This is a genomic window from Antarcticimicrobium luteum, assembly GCF_004358185.1.
Lineage (GTDB): Bacteria > Pseudomonadota > Alphaproteobacteria > Rhodobacterales > Rhodobacteraceae > Antarcticimicrobium > Antarcticimicrobium luteum.
Genome location: NZ_SMUV01000057.1, coordinates 64,137 through 85,307, shown reverse-complemented (window position 1 = coordinate 85,307; position 21,171 = coordinate 64,137). Strand labels below are relative to the sequence as shown.

The following is a 21,171-nucleotide window of genomic DNA, read 5'->3' as shown; positions in this document are numbered from 1 at the left end:
GCTCGACCGGTCGACACCGAGCACTGAACACGCCCGCCGCTGGCTCACCTCATGCGCCTTGCACAGATGAACCACGGCGTCTCGCCTGTCCTTGTTGCAGGCGCAGGTGTGGTAGACGTCCTTTACCAAGATCACATGTTCGGGGATGATCTGGAGGCTTCCCACACGCTCTTCCCTCTTGATTGATTTGAGCTGATCGCCGCAGCAGCCGCAGGTCATGTTTTCGGGATAGTGGTCAACCATGACGACTTCGGTTTCCTCAGAGACCTTCCGCCTACGTTTGCCCTTTGGTTTTTCCTTCGGCTCGTCCTCCTCGTCGTCGACCATGAAGTCCTGGTTGTCATCATCATCCAGGACCTGCCCCTTCTCGGAGCTCGCGCCAAAGTGCTCCTGCTTCAAAACGGCAAGCTGCCCGCGGACGTTCCGGAGATCACGTTTCAGCGCTGAGATTTTCTCCTTCGCGGCCCGCGCGCCATGCTCCTGATCACGGAAGAGCATCAGGATATTCGTGATCCGCGATCCGATAGTCATGGTAGCTTCGTCCGACAATCCGTTCGAGCGGCCCACGGTCGAGAGGATGTCGTCGCAGAGCATTCCAACCGGGCTGAGTTCAGCCTTGGGCCCGTCATTGGCGCCGGAGGCAACAGAGCGATCCGCATCTGCCGGACCGGACGGATTATAATCAGCGGTCGGGATAGCACCCCCACGCGGTTCATGTTTAGTCATTGAGAGAGTTCCTCACTAGAGATCAAACCCTGCCCGAAGCCGGGCAAAGGTGGTCGCTCTTCGGAGCGGCATGAGGCCGGTCCGGCTTGGGCAACCTTCCGCGAGAGGACAAGAGAGACCGTTCCCGCTCCGCCATTCCGGCGATGCTGGTCGACCTGTCAGTCGTTCTGAGGAAGGGGCCTATGGGGAGGAGAAACCGTTGCTCGAGCGGAATCCTTGCGGCAGAATGCAGGATTCGCTAGAAGACCAGTGTTAGCGCTGGTGGGCTTCGGTCTACCTCGAACGATCACGCCGGAATGCTCCAACATTCCGGTGTTTTCGTTTTGGACTGGATCAGTTCATCATATCGGTTCCTCCTGCTTACTGTTTCATTTCGTGCCTCTCTTTACCGGCATTCCGCCGGAGAGAGAAGAATGTGAGCCATATCAATGGCTTATGCGAAAATTGTTTTCTCCCTTTTCTTCGCACACAAAGCTTTCGGGGTGGAGTAGAAGACCTTGTGGTCTTGAACTCCCGGCCCGCTATTTGCAGTTTCCTTTCGTCATCAAGAGCAGCCCGCCGGGACTGCGAATTCGACGCATCAACAGACGCCAACCGAGAAAATCTGGACTGATGGGGCTGTAAAGCTCGATCCGTACACCGCCGGAGACTGGATCATCCCATTTCTGGTGAGACGATTCGGGCCTTTGTCCGGGGGGCCAAGCGAGGCTTCAGGCTAAACTTTCCCTTCACCGATCCAGATTTGATCAGCGTATGAGCCAAAAGGCTTCGAGGGCGATATGTGAGATCTTGTTCAGCATGATGGCGACAGGATACCGGTCACTGTTTATCGGGAACAACCTAGATTTTGCATGCTGAGTCCCGTCACTCCCCGGATAGTTGCGTAAATGCAGCAGAAGATAAATTTCTAAATAGAAATTGCTGGACTGGGGTTGTAAAATCCCCCTCTCCAATATAACCCTTACAGGGTTCTATCTATTCTAGAGGGGGACGGCGCCGAAGCCGCCCAAAATCCCTTTTGAAGCGCGAGGGTGCGCGTCGAGTTGGCTTGGAAAATCTTAAGCCGCCACTCGGAAATCACTTTACAATCTGGCGAATATCGACCTGCGGCTTCGAGCCGCAAACCTTACCGGTAGTCGGTCGTCTATTTCTTCCAGCGCGAATGGCCACAGTGCTTTGTTGATGACCTCGGCAGCTTAGTGGTTTTGCTGCGGCGCCCAAAGGCCCGACCGACCCCATTGCAGACACTCGATCGTTTATCGAAATGCGGCGTTGCAGCCCGTCAAACCGGCCGTTGGTGAAATCTGCAGCAATTCGGGAAAGGGAACGTCTGCCGCGCAAGACGAAGCTGTCCCTTCACGAAAGCCGGTTACGGCTAGGTTTCAAAACCAATTTTTCTGTCATAGGGTTAAAGTGATTAACGAGAAGGGGGCGGCACGCGATGCAGGTCGGTACGTTGGCAATCCAACATCTTTTTGAGAAGGACGTGCTTTATCGCGTTCCGCTTTATCAGCGACCCTATGTCTGGAAGGAAGAGGAGCAGTGGCAGCCGCTATGGGAAGATATGCGGCGCCTGTCAGAGGACCTGCTACTTGGCAAGCAGCCGCGCTCGCACTTCTTGGGTGCGTCTGTGCAGGACCGCCCGTCGGTGCCGCCAGGGCAGATCGAAACCCGACTTTTGATCGACGGGCAGCAACGGCTGACGACGCTGCAGCTTTTGCTACGCGCTTTCGAGGATGCCGTGAAGCTGGAAGACGACAGCCGGTATCATAAGGCGATCGGTAATCTTATCCGCAACAAGCACCCACTGAGCACCAAAGACTACGAAGGCTTCAAGATTTGGCCGACGAATGCTGATCGTGACGATTACCAGATGGTGATGGAAAGCGCAGACCGCACCGCTCTTCTCAAGTCTTTTGGCGTACGCTCAGATGCAAAGTCCGTAGGGCGCAACATTCCGGACGGATACCTTTTCTTTCATGATGCGATTTCCGAATGGCTTGCCGAGGATGACGGGGCGGAAAAGGACAAGAAAATTCCGGCACTCTACAGTGCGGTGCGGGACAATGTGCGGCTGGTGGTCATCGATCTCGATGAAAAGGATGATGCGCAGCTGATTTTCGAGACTCTGAACGCGCGGGGTACACCGCTATTGTCAGCTGATCTCGTAAAGAATTCGCTCTTAAGCGAAATCCAGGACAATGGCGGCGATGCGGAGAAGGTCTACCAGAAATATTGGCAGGCATTTGATAAGGACGCGCCGTTCTGGCGGGCTGAGATCGGTCGTGGTCACGCACGGCGCGCGCGGATCGAGATATTCCTTCAGCATGCCCTCACGCTGCTGACCGGTGACGATGTATCTGCTGCTCATCTTTACGCCGCCTATCGCGATTTTGCGCTCGGGGAGCATGCCGGATCGCCGGAGGACCGGATCCAGACCATCAAGAAGTACGGTGAAATCTACCGCGAGATCGTCGAGGGGCATGAAAGTCCACGTATCAAGACCTTCCTTGATCGCCTGAAAGTTATGGATATCGGAACGGCCTATCCGTTCCTGCTCAAACTCTTCGATGTACTGGGCGCGCGCGCTGATCTGCTGTCCGAAGTGCTATCGGACATAGAATCCTTCCTCGTCCGGCGAATGGTTTGCCGCTTGAGTACGAGGGGCTATAATCGCCTGTTTGTCGATCTCATTGCAGAGATTGAAGGCGAGCCGGACCAGATACCGCAAAGAATTCGGGTGAGCTTGCTAAGCCGGACGGCAGAGTTTGATCGCTGGCCAAGTAATGATGAGTTCAAAAAGGCCTGGATCAACAATCCGCTCTACGAAAACCTGACGCGCCCGCGTCTGCGCTTGATCCTTGAAGCGATGGAGGCGGCGCTGCGCGGCGATTTTGCAGAAACCAAGGATGTTCCGAAAAATCTGACAGTTGAGCATGTGATGCCCCAGACTTGGCAGACCAACTGGCCACTACCGGGTGAGATTTCAGAGGCCGAGGAAATGCTTCGTCGAAGTGAGTTGATCCATACAATCGGCAATCTGTCATTGCTGAACCACAGGCTGAATCCCGCGCAGTCGAACAAAGCCTGGGTGGTGGAAGGCGATCCTGACGGCGGAAAACGAGAAGCGCTTGAAGATCACAGCGTCCTCTATCTAAACAAGCGTCTTTGCGAACATGACAGCTGGAACGAGGCGAAGATAATAGAACGATCTATCGCGCTCTTCGAAAACGCCAAGAAAATTTGGACCGCGCCAAGCGCTGCGAATTAGCACATGTACCCGCCGACGGTCGAAAACGTGGGTTCAAGAGGGCACGCGAAAGAAGCGGAGGCATCGGTGAACTCTATGACTGATATAGATTAACCTTGATATCATTCGACCAGAACGGCTTTCCTACCGAAGAGATGATGTCGCGCTCATCCAACCATCTGACAAGTTCGCTGTTCTCATTCGTCCTCTTGAGAGTGGGACGTGCATATCCGGTTTGGATTCTAGAATATGGGTAAGGGAGCTGTCCCAAGACCTCACGAACTTCGTTCTTATCGAGCGTTTCGTGGAGTAGATTTAGGAGCTGTACCTGTGTACTTTCTGTCTCAGCGTTCACGATGAGCGCTTTGACGATATCTGACGTAAGTGAAGGTAGCGCGCCATTTGTCCGCAAGAGGATCGGCCCGACAATGCAGGCACGCTCAGGAAGACTGGGAAGAGCGCTCAAGTCCATCAAAGCGATTAGCGACCTCTTTTCGTCGTCCGAGATATCGGTGGCAAGCAATCTCTCGCGGAAGTCATCGTCAATCGAATATGAACTGGGGTCGCTAAGATAGCAGACGATGTTCTGAGCGACGAACGCCGTTTGAAGATCAATCTCGTCGTCAAGCGCGGCTAAATTTTCAGCATTGAACGTGACGCGTCGCTCCTCGATAAGTATTCGACGTTTGCCGGCGCTTATAGCATCGGGAAACTTCTGGAATTCCCTTGGAAGGGCCTGGATATAATCACGATAGACGATATCCGCGAGACCCTCTGCATCGATGAGGAACCGATGAAGAGGGAGTGCTTCTTTGGATTCCGGAATAGGGGTTTCCAGAAGAGCGGCGCGAACCTTGTCATCGCCAAGGAAGGCGATGAGAGCGCCGCCCTCGAAATTTTCAGACCGAATGAAGGCGAGACAATTGGACCATGTAGGAGCGATCTGTGTCCCACGGAACAGCATGGCTTGATAGCGCGCGGGCACTTCTTCCAGTGTGGGAAGGAGCTTAGTTTGTCGTAGGGCGAACGCTTCGACATCGTCGGCTTCCAGCTCATCGTGAGACATTACGGCCAATATCGCTTCGATATCCTCCTCATTGTCATCGTCCATCTCCAACAGCACGTTCATGAAGTACGCTGAGAAATCGCTTTCCACCCGGTTGAGGAGAGGTTGGGCTCCGGAGTTTCGAATCCTCGAGTAATGTCGCTTACGTAAGTCTGAGCCAAAGTCCTCTCCGAGGATAGAACCGAAGATGTAGTCGAAGTTCCCATGGTTCAGGCAAAAATGACCGAGCTCGTAGAGCTTGCGCGCAACGTTCGGATATCCATCGATGGCAGCAAGGTCCTTCGTCTCAATCCGCAACTCTTCGAGCTTGACCGGATCCACACCCTCCAAGAGGTCGAGAATGTCACGGAGATTGTCGGCCACGAACGCGCTCAGTCCGGGGTGTTCTTCGCGCTCACGAGCCAGCATGGCCGGCGGAAGATGTTCGATGATGCCCGCCAAATGCAACACTGCGGAGGAGCCATCAATGGCCGCAGGTACGAAATCGCGCCAAGCGTCGACGAGCTGCATCAAAAACTCGCCCACGTGCGATCCCGTTGCATAATAGGCTTCGAAGAATTCCTGCTGATTCGGAAACTCGTTCGAAAGGTATGCGAAGACCTTCCGGAGCCGATCCTTATGTTCCTCGTTCTCTAGGAGCGCGTCAACGAGCCGGACGTTCAGCGCATAGTCGAGGCTGAAATCGTCTTCTCTCATCCCTGCGATGACTTCACTCGGGTTGTCGATTGGGAACATGGGCTCAGGTGTGTGGAATGCCCGGATCTGGATTAGAAACTTGTTGTCGTTTGGTGAAAGCCGTCCAGAGTGAAACAAGGAGGTATACTGATAGTAGCTGTCGTCGAGATAGCCCTCTAGTAGCAGGAAACGGGCGAGGTCACCGCCGTCGCCAAGGTCCTTAAAGAGGCCTTCGATTTCCTGGGCACTGGACCGTAGCAAGACATTGAACTTACTTGTCCGGATGGCTTTAATCTCATGCCTTAGATGGGAAATTCGTCGGTGCGCACTTTGTTTTTGTGCATCTGCTTTCCGTTCGATACTTTCAACCCGTTCGGCATAGCTCACCTCGGAGTCGACGCGGTCTTGAAGCGTAGAATTGTCGTGCTCAGCGAGTTGATTGTGAATATTGCGGTGGAACAGCCTAGGCGCTACTATAAATTCGTCGAAGTTCTCTTGGTCAGCTAGATTTTTAAGTGCAATTCTCTCCCGATTTGTTCTGCCTACGCAAATGGTATTGTCCGGTAGCGCTTCGAAAAGGGCCATCGCGTATATCATTTTGAGCTCGCGTAAATCCTTTGGGACCTGCTGTTCTGCCGCTGCCATGTCACGTTCGAGTTCGGCAATTTCGAAACGATAACCGCGTTCACGGGCGGTAATAAGTTCGTCTTTGCGCCCTAAGATTTTGGCGAGATGGCCTTCACCGCGGTGTAGGCGTTCGAAATCCCTAGGATAAACATTCTTGTAGATCAGCACGGCGAGAAGCTTCGTGGCATCGAGCACATTCTCGCCATCCGTTTCCAGGTTTGCGACATAAATCGCGTACTCGTTGAAGATGTTGTGGATCAGCCTAAGATCGCTTAGGTAGCGAGACACTTCGCGCAGGAACTGCTGCTCGAGACTTCCGTCCAGCTCCAATCGTTCGCCCTGCGCGAGCACCATATCAATTGAGTTAGAGCTGTTGATAATCGGAATGACAGGAATAATAAATTCGAAGAACTTTGTCCGGTCGGTATTGACGAACATGTCGTCGCGAAGAGCGTAGAGAAATCTGACGTGGCGTCTCACGCCTACATTGGCGTTCACGAGACTGTTGATCTCTCGAAGAGTGACGAAAATGTCGGAATCTTCGAAGCGATCGAGATCCTCCACAATGACGAGGTCGTAGCGCGTCGATTGAAAAAAGTAGACGATCTCGTCCAAGTGGCGATTGAGGATTGAATCTTGGTCATCCGAGGACGGCCGTATCTCGATGTCCTTCAGAGAAATGCTTTTGAGCGACACGCCGAAGCTAGCGACGTAAAAGTGATGGATTGTAGACCAAAGAAAGATTAGCGCGAAAGCTGCTATGGAGATATCGGTCCAATTTGTGAGATTGAAGGGTTTGAAATACGATCCCTCAAAAACCTCCGAGCGGTTATGGAAAACATGCCAGAGAGCGAGCAGGCCGATGAGAATATAGAGTGATCGGAAGATCGACCATAATCCTGGAGATTGGATACGCTTGAAACGTGAGAGCGGCAGTTTATTTGCATCTGCGCCATAGAGCAATTGTTGGAGGATACTCCGTTCAATCTCCTGTTTGGTCACCGTGCGTCGCTCATCTTCTGCTTCCGGTAAGAATGCGGCGAGAGATATGTGCAGGGCTTGGCGAGGATATGACTTGAGGAACGAGCGGATGATGCTGCTCTTGCCAGAGCCATAAGGCCCTGTGAGTGCGATGTTTGATACGTCCGGGCTGGCGGTCGCAAACGTCAATGCAGCCGAATACACCCCTTCTTGGTCAGCCTGGTCGGTTGGGGCGAGATCGACGAATTTTGCGGGCCCCACGGGTGAAACGGATCTTAGGCCTAACGCTTCCGCTATCTTGATGAGCTTACCGGAGATCCAATGACCGATTTTGGAAAAACTGGTATTCATAACTGGCTGTCTACCATGTTCCAAGTTTGGCCCCAACGCGCTGCATGGGGTTCTTTCAACAGAATACACCTATCATGCAGCATCCGCAGTTTCGTTTATGGCGCGCACGATCCTGATGATATCGGACGCCTGGTCCTTGTTGAACACCCCTTCGATCCCAAGATCATCGATATCGGAGAACGGGCTTTCATAGAAGCGGGCTGGTTCGATTATGCCACCTTCGCTCAGGTGGTCGATGATCATGTCGATAAACTCAGTCTGATCCGCGTTGAGCCGGTTGGATGTCACGAAGGAGCTGAAGGCCTGTTTCGCGGCGGAACGCTCAAGGCCCACGAGCCCCCTCAGAAAACGCCCCAGAGGCTGCTCTCGTTCGATTTCTTGCAGTACCGTCGAGTCGGCCACGCCCTGCTCGATCAGCATTGTTTCGATTTCCTCCAGATCCAGTCGTGTTACCGGTTCGCCCCGGTGAATCTTTTGCAAGGCAATGTGGTTGGTGTGTGTTTCAATGAAACGACGCACCTTCATTTTGAAGCGGGCCTTGTCGACGCCGCTGCCGACCTCTGGGAGATCGACGGTTTCACCTTCCCCGATTTCATCCTCGAAGTTCGTGATGACGATCTTGCGTTCGCTCGGCTGAATCAGATCCGCCAGGCTGCGCAGCCGCCGGCGAATGTCCTCGAGGATCTCGACGGTGGTATCCGCCCAGAACGGGTCCGTCTGCATATCGAGGATAAGCGGCATCTGCTTCGCAACGGTCGGGATGTTTGACAGGGCTTCAAGAGCACTGGCGAAGGTGATCAGCCGGCGCTGGAGCGTCGCGAACCCGGCTTCGCCCCGAAGCAGGAGCAATTGGGCATTCAAGATCAACAGGTCGAACTGCTTGGCCGGGAGCGGATCATCGACATAGGCGGAGGGCAGGCCCGCGATATCATCGCTCAGCGTCATGCGGGCGTCGAGATCGAGCTTGGTCCAGCTCTTCTCGTCCTGAAACAGCTCCACTGCCCGGCGTTTGTCACGGACCATGAAATTGTCGACAGACATACCCATGACCTCATCACGGAGCCGGGACTTCAGGGTGTCGAGAAGGTCGGTGTGATCATCCGGTTGCTCTTGAAGATCACCGATCAAGTCCACGCGGGTCGCAAACAGCCGCTCGCCGATGGGGCGGGTGCCGGCGGCCTCCAGGACATCCGGGTTTTCCCGGAAGAACTCCAGGTTCTGGCAGAAATCAAAGATCAGGAATTCTTCCTTGTCCTCGCCGGGGCTGAACAGATCGGGGCAAAGCCGCGTGCCCCGACCGACCATCTGCCAGAACTTCGTCTTGGATCGGACGATCTTGAAGAACACGAGGTTGACCACCTCGGGCACGTCGATCCCGGTGTCCATCATGTCGACGGAGACGGCGATATGGGGGGCTTTCTCGGCTTCGGAAAACTCGTCGATCAGGGTTTGGGTATAGGACACGCTGTAGTCGATCAACCGGGCGAAGGTTCCGGCCAGATGCGGGTAGTTCGCATCGAACCGCTCCACGATGAACTGGGCATGTTTGCTGTTCTTGGCAAAGATGATGGTCTTGCCCAGCCGGTCGCCACCCGCCACCTTGATCCCATTGCGCATCAGGTGCTCAAGCACCTTGTCCACGGTGTCCTTGTTGAACAGCCATTTGTTCAGGTCGTTCGACTCCACGCGGTCGGGGACGGTGCCGTCTTCATCCCATTCCAGGGCATCCCATTCGTCTTTTTCTTCTTCGGAAAGCTGATCATATGCGATGCCGTCGCGCTGGAACCGCAACGGGACGGAGATCGAGCGTGGCGGCACAAGATAGCCGTCCTGCACCGCATCTTCGAGATCATAGGCATCGGTCGGCACCCCGCGTTCGAGGTTGAACAGCGAATAGGTGTCGTGGTCGATCTCGTCCTTCGGGGTCGCGGTCAGGCCAATCAGGAAACTGTCGAAATACTCGAAGATGGCGCGGTATTTCCGATAGACCGAGCGGTGCGCTTCATCGATCACGATCAGGTCGAAATGACCGGGGCCAAAGCGCTTCTCGCCGCCTTTAACCTCGTCGATCAGGCCCATCATGGTCGGATAGGTCGACAGCATCACGCGGGCCCCGGAATGATCGTTGCGCGCCGGGTCGTGGCGCTGCAGAAGGTTGGCCGAGGGCGTGGCGGGCAGATGCGTTTTGAAGGCGCCGTGGGCCTGTTTCACCAGCGCGACGCGATCGGCAAGGAACAGCACCCGTTTGACATAGTTGGCCCGCATCAACTGGTCGATCAGGGCGATCACGGTGCGGGTCTTGCCGCTGCCGGTGGCCATGACCAGCAGGGCCTTGCGCTGACGGTCCTTTTCAAAGCTTTCGCCGACCCGCCGGATCGCGCGCTGCTGATAAAACCGGCCGGCGATGCTGTCGTCGACCGCGACATCGGCCAGCGGTTTGCGGTTTCCCCGGCGCTGGTGCAACAGCTCCAGCTCGTCGCGTTTCAGGAAGCCGGACACCTGCCTGGGCGGATAGCGTTGATCGTCCCAGATCCAATGCTCGTAGCCATTGGTGGCAAAGATCACCGGGCGCTGGCCGTACATCCGTTCCAGGCAATCGGCATAGAGCTTGGCCTGCTGCTGGCCGGTGCGGGGTTCTTTCTCGCTGCGTTTCGCCTCCACCAGCCCGAGGGGTTTGCCGTCCGCCCCCCAGAGCACATAATCGACAAACCCTTCGCCGCTTTGGTTGGGCATGCCCTGCACCGGAAATTCCCGGTCGCGGGGTTGGTCCAGCGGCCAGCCGGCCTCGTGCAACAGCAGGTCGATAAAGGCGTCGCGGGTGGTGGCCTCGTCATAGTCATGCGGGTCGGGAACGGATTGGTTGGCACGCCGGGCCTCGGCCACCTCGGCGCGTAGCTGGGCCAGTTCTGCCTCCAATGCGATGCGGCCCGCCTCGGAGGATTGGCGCGCCTCTTCGGCCTCATCCGCGCGTTTGGTGGCGGCCTTGACCTCTCCCTCGATCTTCTGGATCTGGGCGACAGTGCTGGCGCTGATGGTCAGGGATTTTTCCAGCTTTCCGATATCGAACCGCAACGCCGGGTCGGGCTTGGCGCCGGTGGCATAGGTGCGGGCGATCCAATAGCAGACATGGAACAGCTCGCGCACCGTGGCGGCGGCATCCTGCGGCGACAGGGGTTTGCCGCTGTCATGGGCGGCGCGGTTGCCCTGATCCTTGATATAGCGGGCCTTGGTGACGATGGCGGGGCCGGTCAGCGCCTCAAGACTGGGTTCGGCGATCAGGGCGGCGAGCGTGCGCTCATAGGGGTGGCGCAGGGCGGGATCGCGGCGATACAGCGATTTCAGCGCGGTTTCCAGCGTGAGCCGCGCCCAGAAACAGGCGCCGCGCGGGTCCGACAGGGCCAGCTTTTCCGCCTTTTGGGCGTGTTGACCCAGATCGGGGAAGTCGGGGACAAGAAAGGCAAACTGGGTCATCGGCAAAGTCCTGAGCTTGCAGGAGGTTAGACCGGTGACAACGACTTCTCAACCATTGAGTGTGGCTGCGTCGTTATGCAAAACCTTGCCGATCAGGGCGCCAGTTCGCGGAAATTACCCAGCGGATGCATGCACGAAGGGCGTGAACCCGTTCTTGAACACTTCGACCACCGGGCGCGGGGTCAGCACCGTGACGTTGGTAGACGAAAGCCCCGCTCGTTCGCGATACCCTTCGAAGCTCCAGAGCAGCTGGGCTCCATGCCAGGCAAGAACAATATCATCGCCATCCGAGAACATCGTGCCATCGGGCAGGTCGTGGATCGGGGCGGAAAACGTGACCTTTCGCCTTTTTCTGTCAATACGGGCGGCGTGCAGCGCCTTGTCGATGGTTTGCGGCAGAGAGCGGCCTGCCTCCGGTTCGCCGTGCGTGCAGCGCCAGGCATCGGTGAATTCCCTGTATCGCTCCCGCCTGCACTCGGCGCAGGGCCGATGCCCGGCTGCAAAGGCCGTCGCTTCGTCGAGAAAGAACAGTTCAGTATATTTTCTCGGGCTCATGATCTTCCTCTTTATACCCTTGAAACTCAGGGCGCATGTCACCCAGTTTTGATGGTTGTGCGGGCGGATGATCGTCTTGGTCTCGTCATGCAGGATCCCGCGGTTCCCCATGAGGGTGCCTTTTGCTGGGACCGCTTGAAAAGTGCCGGCGGGGTCTACGCGATTCTGGTATGTCATAGGAAAAAAAGCCTGTGGTTTCGATTTGTTGGCTGGCGGTTTAGCTCGGCGAGCTTGGCCCTCTGCGAAAGGGATGTAATGTTATTATGGCACCACTAGGTTGTTCCGATGCTGCGTGAGCTGCAAGGCACAAGCTTTCTCACAATTTCGGCGTTCCATTTTAGGTCATTAGTGTCTTGGATGAGGTCGGCAAATTTAGTCAAAGCAAGACCTACTCGAATCTGATCTCCAAAAGAGATTTCAGCATTTCAATCACGCCGTCTACTTCTTCCTCAGAAAGTGGATCATGCTTCAACATACGGGCCGGGTGAATAACATTGCGCTTTTCACGGATACGATGGCTATTTCCGTCATGTGGACGCATCAGAGCTCGGTGTTTTTTCAATCGTGAAATGACCTCTTTGAGGTCGAGGCGATCTTTACCTTCGGCGTTCACGTGATCCTTGTTTTCGATTTCGGAGAGCCACTCCAGCAGCACAGCTTCAAGGACAGACCCACACAAGACGACGCAGGATTTAAGAGCTCCAGCTTCACGGCATTTGTCGATTTCCTTGATATCATCAGCGACGATATCCTTGAGATGCCGGAGTTTTGTCTCAGACAGCATGCCCAGAATTTCGGTCAAATAAAAGACCTGAAGGCTCGTTTCAGCCAGTTTTTCTGGTCGGAAAATCGCTTTTCTAATCTGCTCTAACCGGTCCCTTTCATCTGTTTTCGGAAAGAGCGCATGATAGATTGAAGGCGCGCGCTCCAGAATTTCAGGGTCTGGCAGCAGAACCGGCAGGTCGAGAAGGTCGCTCTTCGAGATTTTTGGGACGACTGAGCCCGACATGTTTCGTTCCGCGTAGGACCAGGCAAATTCGCTGCTGAGATAGGTCACGAGGTACTCAGGCGAGATCAGATCACTCTTGCATCTTACGACCAGGAAGAAATCCAATGGAGTCACGCCAGGTTCAGGTTGTTCGAGCAGGACCGCACGAATATTTCGGTATCGACTGAGCAGAATGTCACCGGGAAGTAGCCCAACATTGGTCGTCTTGCCGAAAAGGATTTGTGTCTGCGGGATGGGCTCATTTGCTCCGTTCAAGCGATAGACCGGCCCCTCGCCGCCAGTTCTCCTCGGAACCAAGACCTCGCAGAGTTGGGACAATGGTGCGAATGGCTGTGAAGTGACTTCGTCTTCCAACGCGAGATATTGAGGATCGTGGTAACGTGGAGTGAGACGCTCGACGTTGACCAGGTTCGTGGGGATACAGAAGCCTTCGTCCGCGTCGCCGTTCAGCCAACCCAGCAGGTCATCGAAGGTCTCCTCGAGGGCGACATCTGACGCATCAAGGACTTTGGTGTGAACCTTAGAAACCTTCAGTGAAGCGACCCGCTTAAAAGTCGCGAAGCTGCATTGGGCGCTCCTCTCCTTTGCTAACACCATAAGCTGAAATTTGATCGAGGTTGCAGGCGACCAGATATCTCCAATGTCCGCCACGTGAGTAGGCCAGTATTCGGAAAATAACTCTTTTCGTATCGCTCGCACAGTTTTGTTCTGGAGCTCCAGAAAACCGGATGGAAGAATGAGAAGCAGTTGGCCCGGTTTGGAGGTACTGCAAGCTTCGATGTAGTCAACCTGATCGCGGTTGAAGTGCAGAGTGCCAATAGGGAAATCCGCCCTCCGTCCTACTGCATCTTTCAACTGTGCGCGCGTGAATGTCATCAGAGTTCCCCGCGGAAGGCGCGGTGTTGGATGGAGGCGAAGAGGGTTTCCTGCTTCAAGCAGTCATTTGCAACGACTTCTCTGGTTTTCTTGAGAACGCCAATTCGCTTCAAGAATGACTCTTGGAGTTCTCTTGGTGGAGAAACGATCTTTGTTTCCCTGATCTGTTTGATGTTCAACGTAGGCTGCGCGACCAGTCGGACCTCTTTTTGAAAATACCTTTGAACCAAATCAGACCGAATGTATTCGGCAACAAACTCGGGGTCACATTTTTCCGGATCGATAGCTACGCGAGCAACCGCCCGCGCAATATTGGCGCCACAAAAATCTTTTGGGGCCACCATGGTGGTTCCAATTGAGCCGACACAGCCAATCAGGATTTCACCCCCTTGAAGCCGAGAACGAGCGTAATTTTCATCAATATCGTTTGAGATCCGCTTGACCGCAGTAAAATCAACAACTGGCGATGTGAGGTCAGCAACCCTGATGAGCGGAACCCCTTTGGGGTCATGGTCCCCTGGTTGAACCACGCCGTAATTGATGCGGTCATCATCGCGAACAAGATCACCCAGTGAACAAGTGCCCCAACATTTTCCGTTTGCGATACCCTCCCCAAACATCTCATGAAAGATCGCCGGTCCGAGGGTGTTCAGCTTGTCGAGGGCGCGGGTGCGGAGGCGGCGGAGCGCGTCCGCCTGATCCAATATCCCCGCGATCCGCTTCTGTTCCTCCCGCGGCGGGAGGGGGACTGGCAATTCCAAAAATGAACTTCGGTCCAGTGACCGTCTCCGCGCTGTAGTCGAACGTAATTTTCCCAAGTAGTAGGTAATTGCTTGAGGTGATTTGAGAAATCTTTCGAGGTAGTTGGGGTTGACCTCCTCTGGCTTCGCAACGTCCCAGATTCCATACGCTGGACTTACAATTGCCTCATCAAAAAGTTGTTGGAACGATAGGACACCTTCATCAATAGGGAAGCCGACAACAAGTTGGCCCCTCTTTACCACCTTGTAAGCCGAGGTATCTTCGCTGGCGACGCGTTTTTTGAACTTGGTGGCTGGGTCGACCAAGCCACCCTTCATAGTCATCGATAAGAGAGGGTAGTGATTTTGGCCCGCCTTAATGGTTTTACTTGGGCTAAGAATTCTCCCGAGGGGAACGTGAACCACGCTCATCCCAACATCCCCTCCAACCGATCCAGCCCCTCGGCCATCTCTGCCTCCAGCGCGCGCAGCTCTGCGATGATCTCGGCGGGGGATTGGTGCTCCACCTCCTCGTGCTCGATCTCCTTGTAGCGGTTCAGCGACAGGTCCCATGATCCGGTGGCGATGATCTCAGCCGCGGGCACCATGAAGCTTTGCGCGGTGCGGGGGCGGTCAGTCTCCCCCTCCAACGCCTGCCAGCGGGTCAGGATGTCGGGCAGGTTGTTCTTGGCGTGCTCGTCGTCGCTCAGCGCCACCTCCGGCACCGGGCCCAGCTTGGCCTCATCCAACAGCGGCGTGCGCTTGTCATCAAGGCTCATCCCATCCGCCGTCATGTCGTAGAACCAGACATCCCCGGTGCCGCCGACGCCAGTCTTGGTGAACACCACGATGGCGCAGGACACCCCGGCATAGGGGCGAAACACCCCCGAGGGCAGCTTGATGATCGCGTCAAGCTTGTGATCCTCGACCAGTATGCGGCGGATGTCCTTATGCGCCTTGGAGGAGCCGAACAGCACCCCGTCCGGCACGACCACCGCCGCCCGCCCACCGTTGCGCAGCAGCCGCAGGAACTGCGCCATGAACAGCAGTTCGGTCTTCTTGGTCTTGACGATCTTGAGCAGATCCTTGGACGTGGTGTCGTAATCCAGCGACCCGGCAAAGGGCGGGTTGGCAAGGATCAGGGAATAGCGCCCCTCATCCGTGCCGTGTTCCTCGGCCAGGCTGTCGCGGTAGGAGATATCGGGGTTTTCCACCCCGTGCAGCGTCATGTTCATCGCGCCGATCCGCAGCATGGTGGCGTCGAAATCAAAGCCGTGGAACATGGCGTTGTGGAAATGATCGCGCAGCTCCGGGTTGCGCAGCATCTTCGGGTGATGCTCGCGCAGGTATTCCCCCGCCGCCACGAGAAAGCCGCAGGTGCCCACCGCTGGGTCGCAGATCACGTCCTGCGGCGTGGGGGCCATCAGGTTGACCATCAGCTTGATGATATGGCGCGGCGTACGAAACTGGCCGTTCTGCCCGGCGCTGGCGATCTTGCCCAACATGTATTCAAACACGTCACCCTTGGTGTCGCGGTCGTCCATTGGGATGTCGTCGAGCATCTGCACGACCTTGGACAACAGGTTGGGGTTGGAGAACCCCAGCCGGGCGTCCTTCATGTGGGTACCATAGGACGAACCTTCCTCGCCCATCTGGCGCAGGAAGGGAAAGACGTGTTCATCGACAATGCGCATCATCTCGCGCGCCTCGAAGTTCTTGAACCGCGACCAGCGCAGGTTGTCGTAGGGCTCGCCCTTGTCATCCGCGCCTTCGGGGAAGATGCGCCGTTCCATCGGCTGGCCCAACATCTCGGCCTTGCTTTCCTCTCGCGTGTAGATCTCGTCGAGGCGCTTGATGAACAGCAGAAAGGTCAGCTGTTCGATCACCGACAGCGGGTTGGAGACGCCACCGGACCAGAAGGCGTTCCAGATCTGGTCGATTTGCGTACGGATGGGGCCTGTGAGCATGTTGGTCTGCCTTCGTGTTTTCGGCCCGAAGATAGGAGGCTGAGCAAAGCGTGGCAATCGGTCATTCCTTGGGGGCACTTTCCAGATTTTCCGACTTGCCAATCAGTTAAAGCATCCAGCGAAAGCAACGTAACATTAGTGCCGAAGCGGTCGGTTTTCGATATCAGCCCCCCATCGAAGCAGGCGGGATGCAGTGCGGAGATTCAGGTGCCCGCTGCCGACGCTGGCTTGGCCAAGAGCTTCTGCGATCGCCTCGACTACATCTTCCGAAAGCCCCTGTATTTTACCTTCCCTACGAATAAACCCGATCAATTCGCCCTGGGTCAGATCGCGCAGGCGAAGGGGCGGGCACCTGCTGAGCAAGGGCTCGGGCAGTAGCCGGTAGGTGTTGGAGGTTAACACCCAGCCAACCCAACTCATGTCGAATTTGACCCGAAAATAGGGGCAACTCCAGTTTTCGGCCGTCATCGGCTCCAGAAGCGGCAGCAGCGCCTCCGCCAAGCCGAATGTGTGGCCATTTCTAGAGGTGGGCGTGCCGGCTTTTTCCACCTCATCGACGACGATCACCGGGTTTCCAACGCGGGCCTGCAGAATTGTTTCCAGCACTCGACCCGATTGGGCCCCGCTCCAGCCGCGCTGAGATCCGACCAGACCGAAGGAAGCGTTCTCGCCGGTGGCTTCGATGACTGCCGTCGGGGCGCTGATCACCTCGCCAAGTCGGCGCGCCCAGTAGCTTTTCCCGATGCCCGGCGGGCCGTCGAGCAAGAGAGGCGGAAGACGCAGCCCCGGCCATCCCTCGCGCACGGACCGGCGCATCGCGTACCAAATGATTTCCGTGGCCGGAGCCATCCAGGGCATCTCTGTATGCAGTCGGGATGCCAGTTCGTCGGCCCGATGTTCACTCTCGATCGATACGAGGCGGACGCCATCGCGCACTGCCATGAGCTGCTCTCGATCGTCCTTCCGTAGATGCTTCACTCCGGAAACCGCCTCGCGACGCTCAAGAAAGGCCGCGACGCGGCGGCTGATCCGCATTCTGTCCTTTTCGCTGAGAACAACCATGGAGTTGAGTGCGGCCTCGATTGTGCTAGCTCCTTCGTCTGCCTTGAGAGGAGGGGCCGAGCGGGATCGCAGTTGGCGTAGGTATCGGGTGAACCGTTGTTCCAAGGCAGAACGGTTTTCCTCCGGATTGAAGAAGCGGGCTGCGATAAACGGGATGTGAGACATCTGGAGGGGCCTTTCAGGCAAAATGGGGGTGTCGGCCGGGATTGCCCCCGGCCGTTCAGTGAGGAACTGGGAAGCGGGGTGAGATGAAAACGGGCTTGCGCGTGCTCGACACCGCAACCTTGGTCCAGTCGATCCCCTCGAACAGGGCGTTGAACTGGACCTTGGTCAGCGTGACCGGCCCCGACTGCGGTTTCGGCCAGGTGAAGCGCTTGCCATTGAGCCGCTTCATGATCAGCACGAGGCCAGAGCCGTCCCAAACCAACAACTTCAGGCGATCCGCGCGGCGCGAGCGGAAGACGTAGATCGCCCCGGAGTAAGGATCGAGATCGAAATTGTTGGCCACGCAGGCGGCAAGTCCGTCCATGCCCTTCCGGAAATCAACCGGCTCGGCGGCGAGGAAGATGCGAAAATTTCCAGAAGGGGAGATCATTGCGCGCCCCTCACGGCCTGAAGCACCTCTGCAAGGTGGGTCACCGGATAGCCGGGCGGTATCGCGATGGTCATGTCCCCAACGCTGATCTGGCAACGGGAGTCCTCGGCACCGGCAGGGGGGATGGGAACGCTCGCAGTTTCCGGGCGCAGGTTTTCCGGGGCCACGAGCTCAACGAAGGCGGGGCACGATGCGCTAGGCTCAGCCTTCTTGACCCAGAGGGCCACCAGCGACTTGTTCGCTCCGATCTCCTCCGCCGTTTCACGGATACCGGCCCCATTATTGATCTTCTCGACGACCTGGGCCCGGAGCGCCTCCGGCCATTTACGCCGACCAGTCGACGAGACGGGGACAGTGAAGCCCCACACCTTCGTCTCTTCCGGCATCGTTCCATCCAACATCGTCACCTCCTTTCAGTGATGACGACAGTATCCCAAACCCCTTATTTTATTGAAACATGGGGTCTTTGCACCGCTTACGGATGATCGACTCCACGGGTGCCCCGCCAGCATCGATGGCGACGTCGTTCTGTTGGATGGCCCGTTCCGGTGGGATCGCCTCGTCCGGCAGCGCTTCGACCGCAGAATCGATCATCCGATTCGCCCGCAGTACTGTCATGAAGCCGGCCACCAAGGCAGGGTAGGTGATGTGCAGGTTGGTGCAATCGCCGACTGCCTCTTCCATCCGGTTGGTTACTTGTGTGAGGTAGAACATATTCGGAACAGCTTGTGCAACAATGAAGAGCATGGCGTTGCTGGCGACGCTGCTAGGAGGTTGAACAACAACTGTGTCCTATTGTCTCGCTGACGGCGGGCAATGATCGAAGCAGAGGGCAGGTCGTGGCCGCCCGCTGCGCCTGACGCGAACGCCAGCTCTGGGCCGGGACTTGTCCTTAGACGCCGAGCGCACGGACGGCAGCCCGCGCGACGAGCTGCTGAACGAGGAGATCTTCGACAGGCTGGATGATGCGCGGCGAAAGCTGGCGCTATGGCGATATGATTACAAAGCCGTCAGGCCGCATTCGTCGCTGGGGAACCAGACGCCGTTGCAAGCGCCGAGCGGTTGAGCAATTTGAGGGCTCCGCGCCCTGCGCGCTTGCCCAGGACGATGAGCCCGACTACCAGAATCCAACCTGGAGACTCTCGTTGTGAACGAGGGACCCAAAGGGGGCAGGTCAGAGCCATGCTACGAGGAATCGTGGGGTCACTTTGCCCGCAACCTATTGAATTTCAACGCGGCGGTTCTGTCCCCGCGCCCTGACTAAGGTATTGAAAAATCATTATAATGGTAGGCCCGGCAGGACTTGAACCCGCAACCAAAGCGTTATGAGCGCTCTGCTCTAACCAATTGAGCTACAGGCCCGCCTGGTCGTTTGGGTATCACGATCGCCGCCCGCGTCAAGTCAAACCGGCGCTAAACCGGTGTCAAACCGTTGCACAAGGCGGCGCAATCGACTAACCCGCGCGCAACCAGCGGAAAGGACCGTCCGATGACGACAGGCAAGAACGGCATCACCTATGCCGAGGCGGGCGTGGATATCGACGCGGGCAATGCCCTTGTCGACCGGATCAAACCGGCGGCGAAACGTACCGACCGCCCCGGCGTGATGAGCGGACTGGGCGGCTTTGGCGCGTTGTTCGATCTCAAGGCTGCGGGCTATACCGATCCGGTCCTGGTGGCGGCCACCGACGGGGTGGGCACCAAGCTGCGCATCGCCATCGACACCGGCAATGTGGACGGGGTCGGCATCGACCTGGTGGCGATGTGCGTCAACGATCTGGTCTGTCAGGGCGCCGAACCGCTGTTCTTTCTCGATTATTTCGCCACCGGCAAGCTGGAGACGGAAAGCGCGGCGCGCATCGTCGAGGGCATCGCCGAGGGCTGCGTGCAGTCCGGCTGCGCGCTGATCGGCGGCGAGACGGCGGAAATGCCAGGCATGTACCCGGCGGGCGATTTCGATCTGGCCGGGTTCGCCGTCGGCGCGATGGAACGCGGAACGGCGTTGCCCGAGGGCGTGGCAGAGGGCGACGTTCTGCTGGGCCTCGCCTCGAACGGGGTGCATTCCAACGGCTATTCTCTTGTTCGCAAGCTGGTCGAAATCTCCGGCCTCGGCTGGGATGATGCCTGCCCCTGGGCCGAGGGAAGCCTCGGCGCGGCACTGCTGACACCGACGCGGCTCTATGTGACGCAGGCGCTGGCGGCGGTGAGGGCGGGCGGTGTGCATGGGCTGGCCCATATCACCGGCGGCGGTCTGACCGAGAACCTGCCGCGGGTACTACCCGAGGGGCTGGGCGCGGCGATCGATTTGGGTGCATGGGATCTGCCGCCGGTGTTCCGCTGGCTGGCCGAAACCGGCGGCATGGCCGAGGCCGAGATGCTCAAGACCTTCAACTGCGGCCTCGGCATGATCGTCGTCTGTGCCGCCGACCGCGCCGAGGCGCTGGCCGAGCTGCTGACGCAGGCGGGCGAGGGGGTGTCGCGCCTGGGCACCGTGACGGCGGGGCAGGGCGTGAGCTATTCGGGCGCACTGCTGTGACGCACAAGCGGGTCGCCATCCTGCTCTCGGGCGGAGGATCGAACATGGTGGCGCTGGTCGACAGCATGACCGGCGATCACCCCGCGCGCCCCTGTCTGGTGCTGTCGAACGATCCCAATGCCGGCGGGCTGGTCCGGGCGGCCGAACGCGGCATCGCCACTGCGGCTGTGGATCACCGCCCGTTCAGGGGGGATCGCCCGGCCTTCGAGGCCGAGCTGATGAAACCGCTGCTGGCGGCGGAGCCTGACATCATCTGTCTGGCCGGGTTCATGCGGGTTCTGACCGCCGGTTTTGTCGCCCATTGGCAGGGGCGGATGCTGAACATCCACCCGTCTCTGCTGCCGAAATACAAGGGGCTGCACACCCATGCCCGCGCGCTGGAGGCCGGCGATTCCGAGCATGGATGCACCGTGCACGAGGTGACGCCGGCACTGGACGACGGCCCGATTCTGGGACAGGCGCGGGTGCCGGTGCTGCCCGGAGACACGCCCGAGGTGCTGGCCGCGCGGGTTCTGGAGCAGGAGCATCGCCTCTATCCCGCCGTGCTGCGCCGCTTTGCCGCCGATGACCGCACCCCCGTTTTTCTGGGCTGAACAGCCGGTATCGCCACGCATATTTGCAAAGCCGAGATGAAGCGCGTATGACGACAAGACGCCGTGAGCGGGCAGGGGCCGGCATGACCGT

At 57.4% G+C, this 21,171-nt stretch carries 14 protein-coding genes, 1 tRNA gene and 1 pseudogene; 4 read left to right on the top strand and 12 right to left on the bottom strand.

Translation table 11 applies throughout. The features are described from left to right. Nucleotides 1-726 (bottom strand): hypothetical protein (locus E1832_RS06955; protein ID WP_133359011.1); only part of this gene is annotated, 726 nt, incomplete at its 3' end. 1,441 nt (nucleotides 727-2,167) lie between these two features. Here E1832_RS06955 and E1832_RS06950 point away from each other — a divergent pair. Beyond that, nucleotides 2,168-3,997 carry a DUF262 domain-containing protein gene (locus E1832_RS06950; RefSeq protein WP_133359010.1) on the top strand — a complete coding sequence of 610 codons (1,830 nt, stop codon included), beginning with the start codon at nucleotides 2,168-2,170 and terminating at the stop codon, nucleotides 3,995-3,997. A 73-nt stretch (nucleotides 3,998-4,070) separates the two neighbouring features. Here E1832_RS06950 and E1832_RS06945 read toward each other — a convergent pair whose 3' ends face one another. The 10 genes from E1832_RS06945 to E1832_RS06900 all read right to left on the bottom strand — a co-directional run bounded on the left by E1832_RS06945 (nucleotide 4,071) and on the right by E1832_RS06900 (nucleotide 18,698). Next, nucleotides 4,071-7,676 carry a YobI family P-loop NTPase gene (locus E1832_RS06945; protein ID WP_133359009.1) on the bottom strand — a complete coding sequence of 1,202 codons (3,606 nt, stop codon included), beginning with the start codon at nucleotides 7,674-7,676 and terminating at the stop codon, nucleotides 4,071-4,073. 72 nt (nucleotides 7,677-7,748) lie between these two features. Next, a complete protein-coding gene (locus E1832_RS06940) occupies nucleotides 7,749-11,147 on the bottom strand; it encodes a DEAD/DEAH box helicase family protein (RefSeq protein WP_133359008.1) in 3,399 nt (1,132 codons plus the stop codon). Nucleotides 11,148-11,261: 114 nt separating this feature from the next. Continuing rightward, on the bottom strand, nucleotides 11,262-11,879 hold the full coding sequence (locus E1832_RS06935; RefSeq protein WP_133359007.1) for a hypothetical protein: 618 nt from the start codon (nucleotides 11,877-11,879) through the stop codon (nucleotides 11,262-11,264). A 211-nt stretch (nucleotides 11,880-12,090) separates the two neighbouring features. After that, complete coding sequence (locus tag E1832_RS06930) at nucleotides 12,091-13,587, bottom strand: restriction endonuclease subunit S domain-containing protein (protein WP_133359006.1); 1,497 nt, start codon at nucleotides 13,585-13,587, stop codon at nucleotides 12,091-12,093. Then, entirely contained in the window at nucleotides 13,587-14,759 is a 1,173-nt protein-coding gene (locus E1832_RS06925; protein WP_245513875.1) for a restriction endonuclease subunit S, read from the bottom strand. The genes E1832_RS06930 and E1832_RS06925 overlap by 1 nt, the downstream gene beginning before the upstream one ends. Then, nucleotides 14,756-16,294, bottom strand: a complete 1,539-nt coding sequence (locus E1832_RS06920) for a type I restriction-modification system subunit M (protein ID WP_133359005.1) — start codon at nucleotides 16,292-16,294, stop codon at nucleotides 14,756-14,758. Before E1832_RS06920 ends, E1832_RS06925 begins: the two co-directional genes overlap by 4 nt. 135 nt (nucleotides 16,295-16,429) lie before the next feature. Next, nucleotides 16,430-17,521, bottom strand: coding sequence for an AAA family ATPase (locus E1832_RS06915; protein ID WP_133359004.1), 1,092 nt, complete (start codon nucleotides 17,519-17,521; stop codon nucleotides 16,430-16,432). A 55-nt stretch (nucleotides 17,522-17,576) separates the two neighbouring features. Continuing rightward, a complete protein-coding gene (gene tnpB, locus E1832_RS06910) occupies nucleotides 17,577-17,951 on the bottom strand; it encodes an IS66 family insertion sequence element accessory protein TnpB (protein ID WP_133359003.1) in 375 nt (124 codons plus the stop codon). Continuing rightward, nucleotides 17,948-18,352 carry a transposase gene (locus E1832_RS06905; RefSeq protein ID WP_133359002.1) on the bottom strand — a complete coding sequence of 135 codons (405 nt, stop codon included), beginning with the start codon at nucleotides 18,350-18,352 and terminating at the stop codon, nucleotides 17,948-17,950. Before E1832_RS06905 ends, tnpB begins: the two co-directional genes overlap by 4 nt. A gap of 46 nt (nucleotides 18,353-18,398) precedes the next feature. Next, nucleotides 18,399-18,698, bottom strand: coding sequence for a hypothetical protein (locus E1832_RS06900; RefSeq protein ID WP_133359001.1), 300 nt, complete (start codon nucleotides 18,696-18,698; stop codon nucleotides 18,399-18,401). A gap of 154 nt (nucleotides 18,699-18,852) precedes the next feature. Between E1832_RS06900 and E1832_RS06895 the strand changes: the two are divergent. Continuing rightward, nucleotides 18,853-19,102 (top strand): annotated as a pseudogene (locus tag E1832_RS06895) (integrase core domain-containing protein); the annotation flags it as partial. A 134-nt stretch (nucleotides 19,103-19,236) separates the two neighbouring features. On the opposite strand, the gene E1832_RS06890 reads toward E1832_RS06895, so the two are convergent. Beyond that, a tRNA-Ile gene (locus E1832_RS06890) sits at nucleotides 19,237-19,313 on the bottom strand. A 127-nt stretch (nucleotides 19,314-19,440) separates the two neighbouring features. On the opposite strand from E1832_RS06890, the gene purM reads away from it, so the two are divergent. Both purM and purN read left to right on the top strand, forming a co-directional pair. Then, complete coding sequence (gene purM, locus E1832_RS06885; protein ID WP_133359000.1) at nucleotides 19,441-20,487, top strand: phosphoribosylformylglycinamidine cyclo-ligase; 1,047 nt, start codon at nucleotides 19,441-19,443, stop codon at nucleotides 20,485-20,487. Beyond that, nucleotides 20,484-21,080, top strand: coding sequence for a phosphoribosylglycinamide formyltransferase (gene purN / locus E1832_RS06880; RefSeq protein WP_133358999.1), 597 nt, complete (start codon nucleotides 20,484-20,486; stop codon nucleotides 21,078-21,080). The genes purM and purN overlap by 4 nt, the downstream gene beginning before the upstream one ends. Nucleotides 21,081-21,171: the final 91 nt, after the last annotated feature.

Excerpts from the sequence above, each read along its gene's own strand:
- E1832_RS06950 (WP_133359010.1), top strand. The coding sequence starts at position 2,168 with ATGCAGGTCGGTACGTTGGCAATCCAACATCTTTTTGAGAAGGACGTG.
- E1832_RS06945 (WP_133359009.1), bottom strand. The coding sequence starts at position 7,676 with ATGAATACCAGTTTTTCCAAAATCGGTCATTGGATCTCCGGTAAGCTC.
- E1832_RS06940 (WP_133359008.1), bottom strand. The coding sequence starts at position 11,147 with ATGACCCAGTTTGCCTTTCTTGTCCCCGACTTCCCCGATCTGGGTCAA.
- E1832_RS06935 (WP_133359007.1), bottom strand. The coding sequence starts at position 11,879 with ATGACATACCAGAATCGCGTAGACCCCGCCGGCACTTTTCAAGCGGTC.
- E1832_RS06930 (WP_133359006.1), bottom strand. The coding sequence starts at position 13,587 with ATGACATTCACGCGCGCACAGTTGAAAGATGCAGTAGGACGGAGGGCG.
- E1832_RS06925 (WP_245513875.1), bottom strand. The coding sequence starts at position 14,759 with ATGAGCGTGGTTCACGTTCCCCTCGGGAGAATTCTTAGCCCAAGTAAA.
- E1832_RS06920 (WP_133359005.1), bottom strand. The coding sequence starts at position 16,294 with ATGCTCACAGGCCCCATCCGTACGCAAATCGACCAGATCTGGAACGCC.
- E1832_RS06915 (WP_133359004.1), bottom strand. The coding sequence starts at position 17,521 with ATGTCTCACATCCCGTTTATCGCAGCCCGCTTCTTCAATCCGGAGGAA.
- tnpB (WP_133359003.1), bottom strand. The coding sequence starts at position 17,951 with ATGATCTCCCCTTCTGGAAATTTTCGCATCTTCCTCGCCGCCGAGCCG.
- E1832_RS06905 (WP_133359002.1), bottom strand. The coding sequence starts at position 18,352 with ATGTTGGATGGAACGATGCCGGAAGAGACGAAGGTGTGGGGCTTCACT.
- E1832_RS06900 (WP_133359001.1), bottom strand. The coding sequence starts at position 18,698 with ATGCTCTTCATTGTTGCACAAGCTGTTCCGAATATGTTCTACCTCACA.
- purM (WP_133359000.1), top strand. The coding sequence starts at position 19,441 with ATGACGACAGGCAAGAACGGCATCACCTATGCCGAGGCGGGCGTGGAT.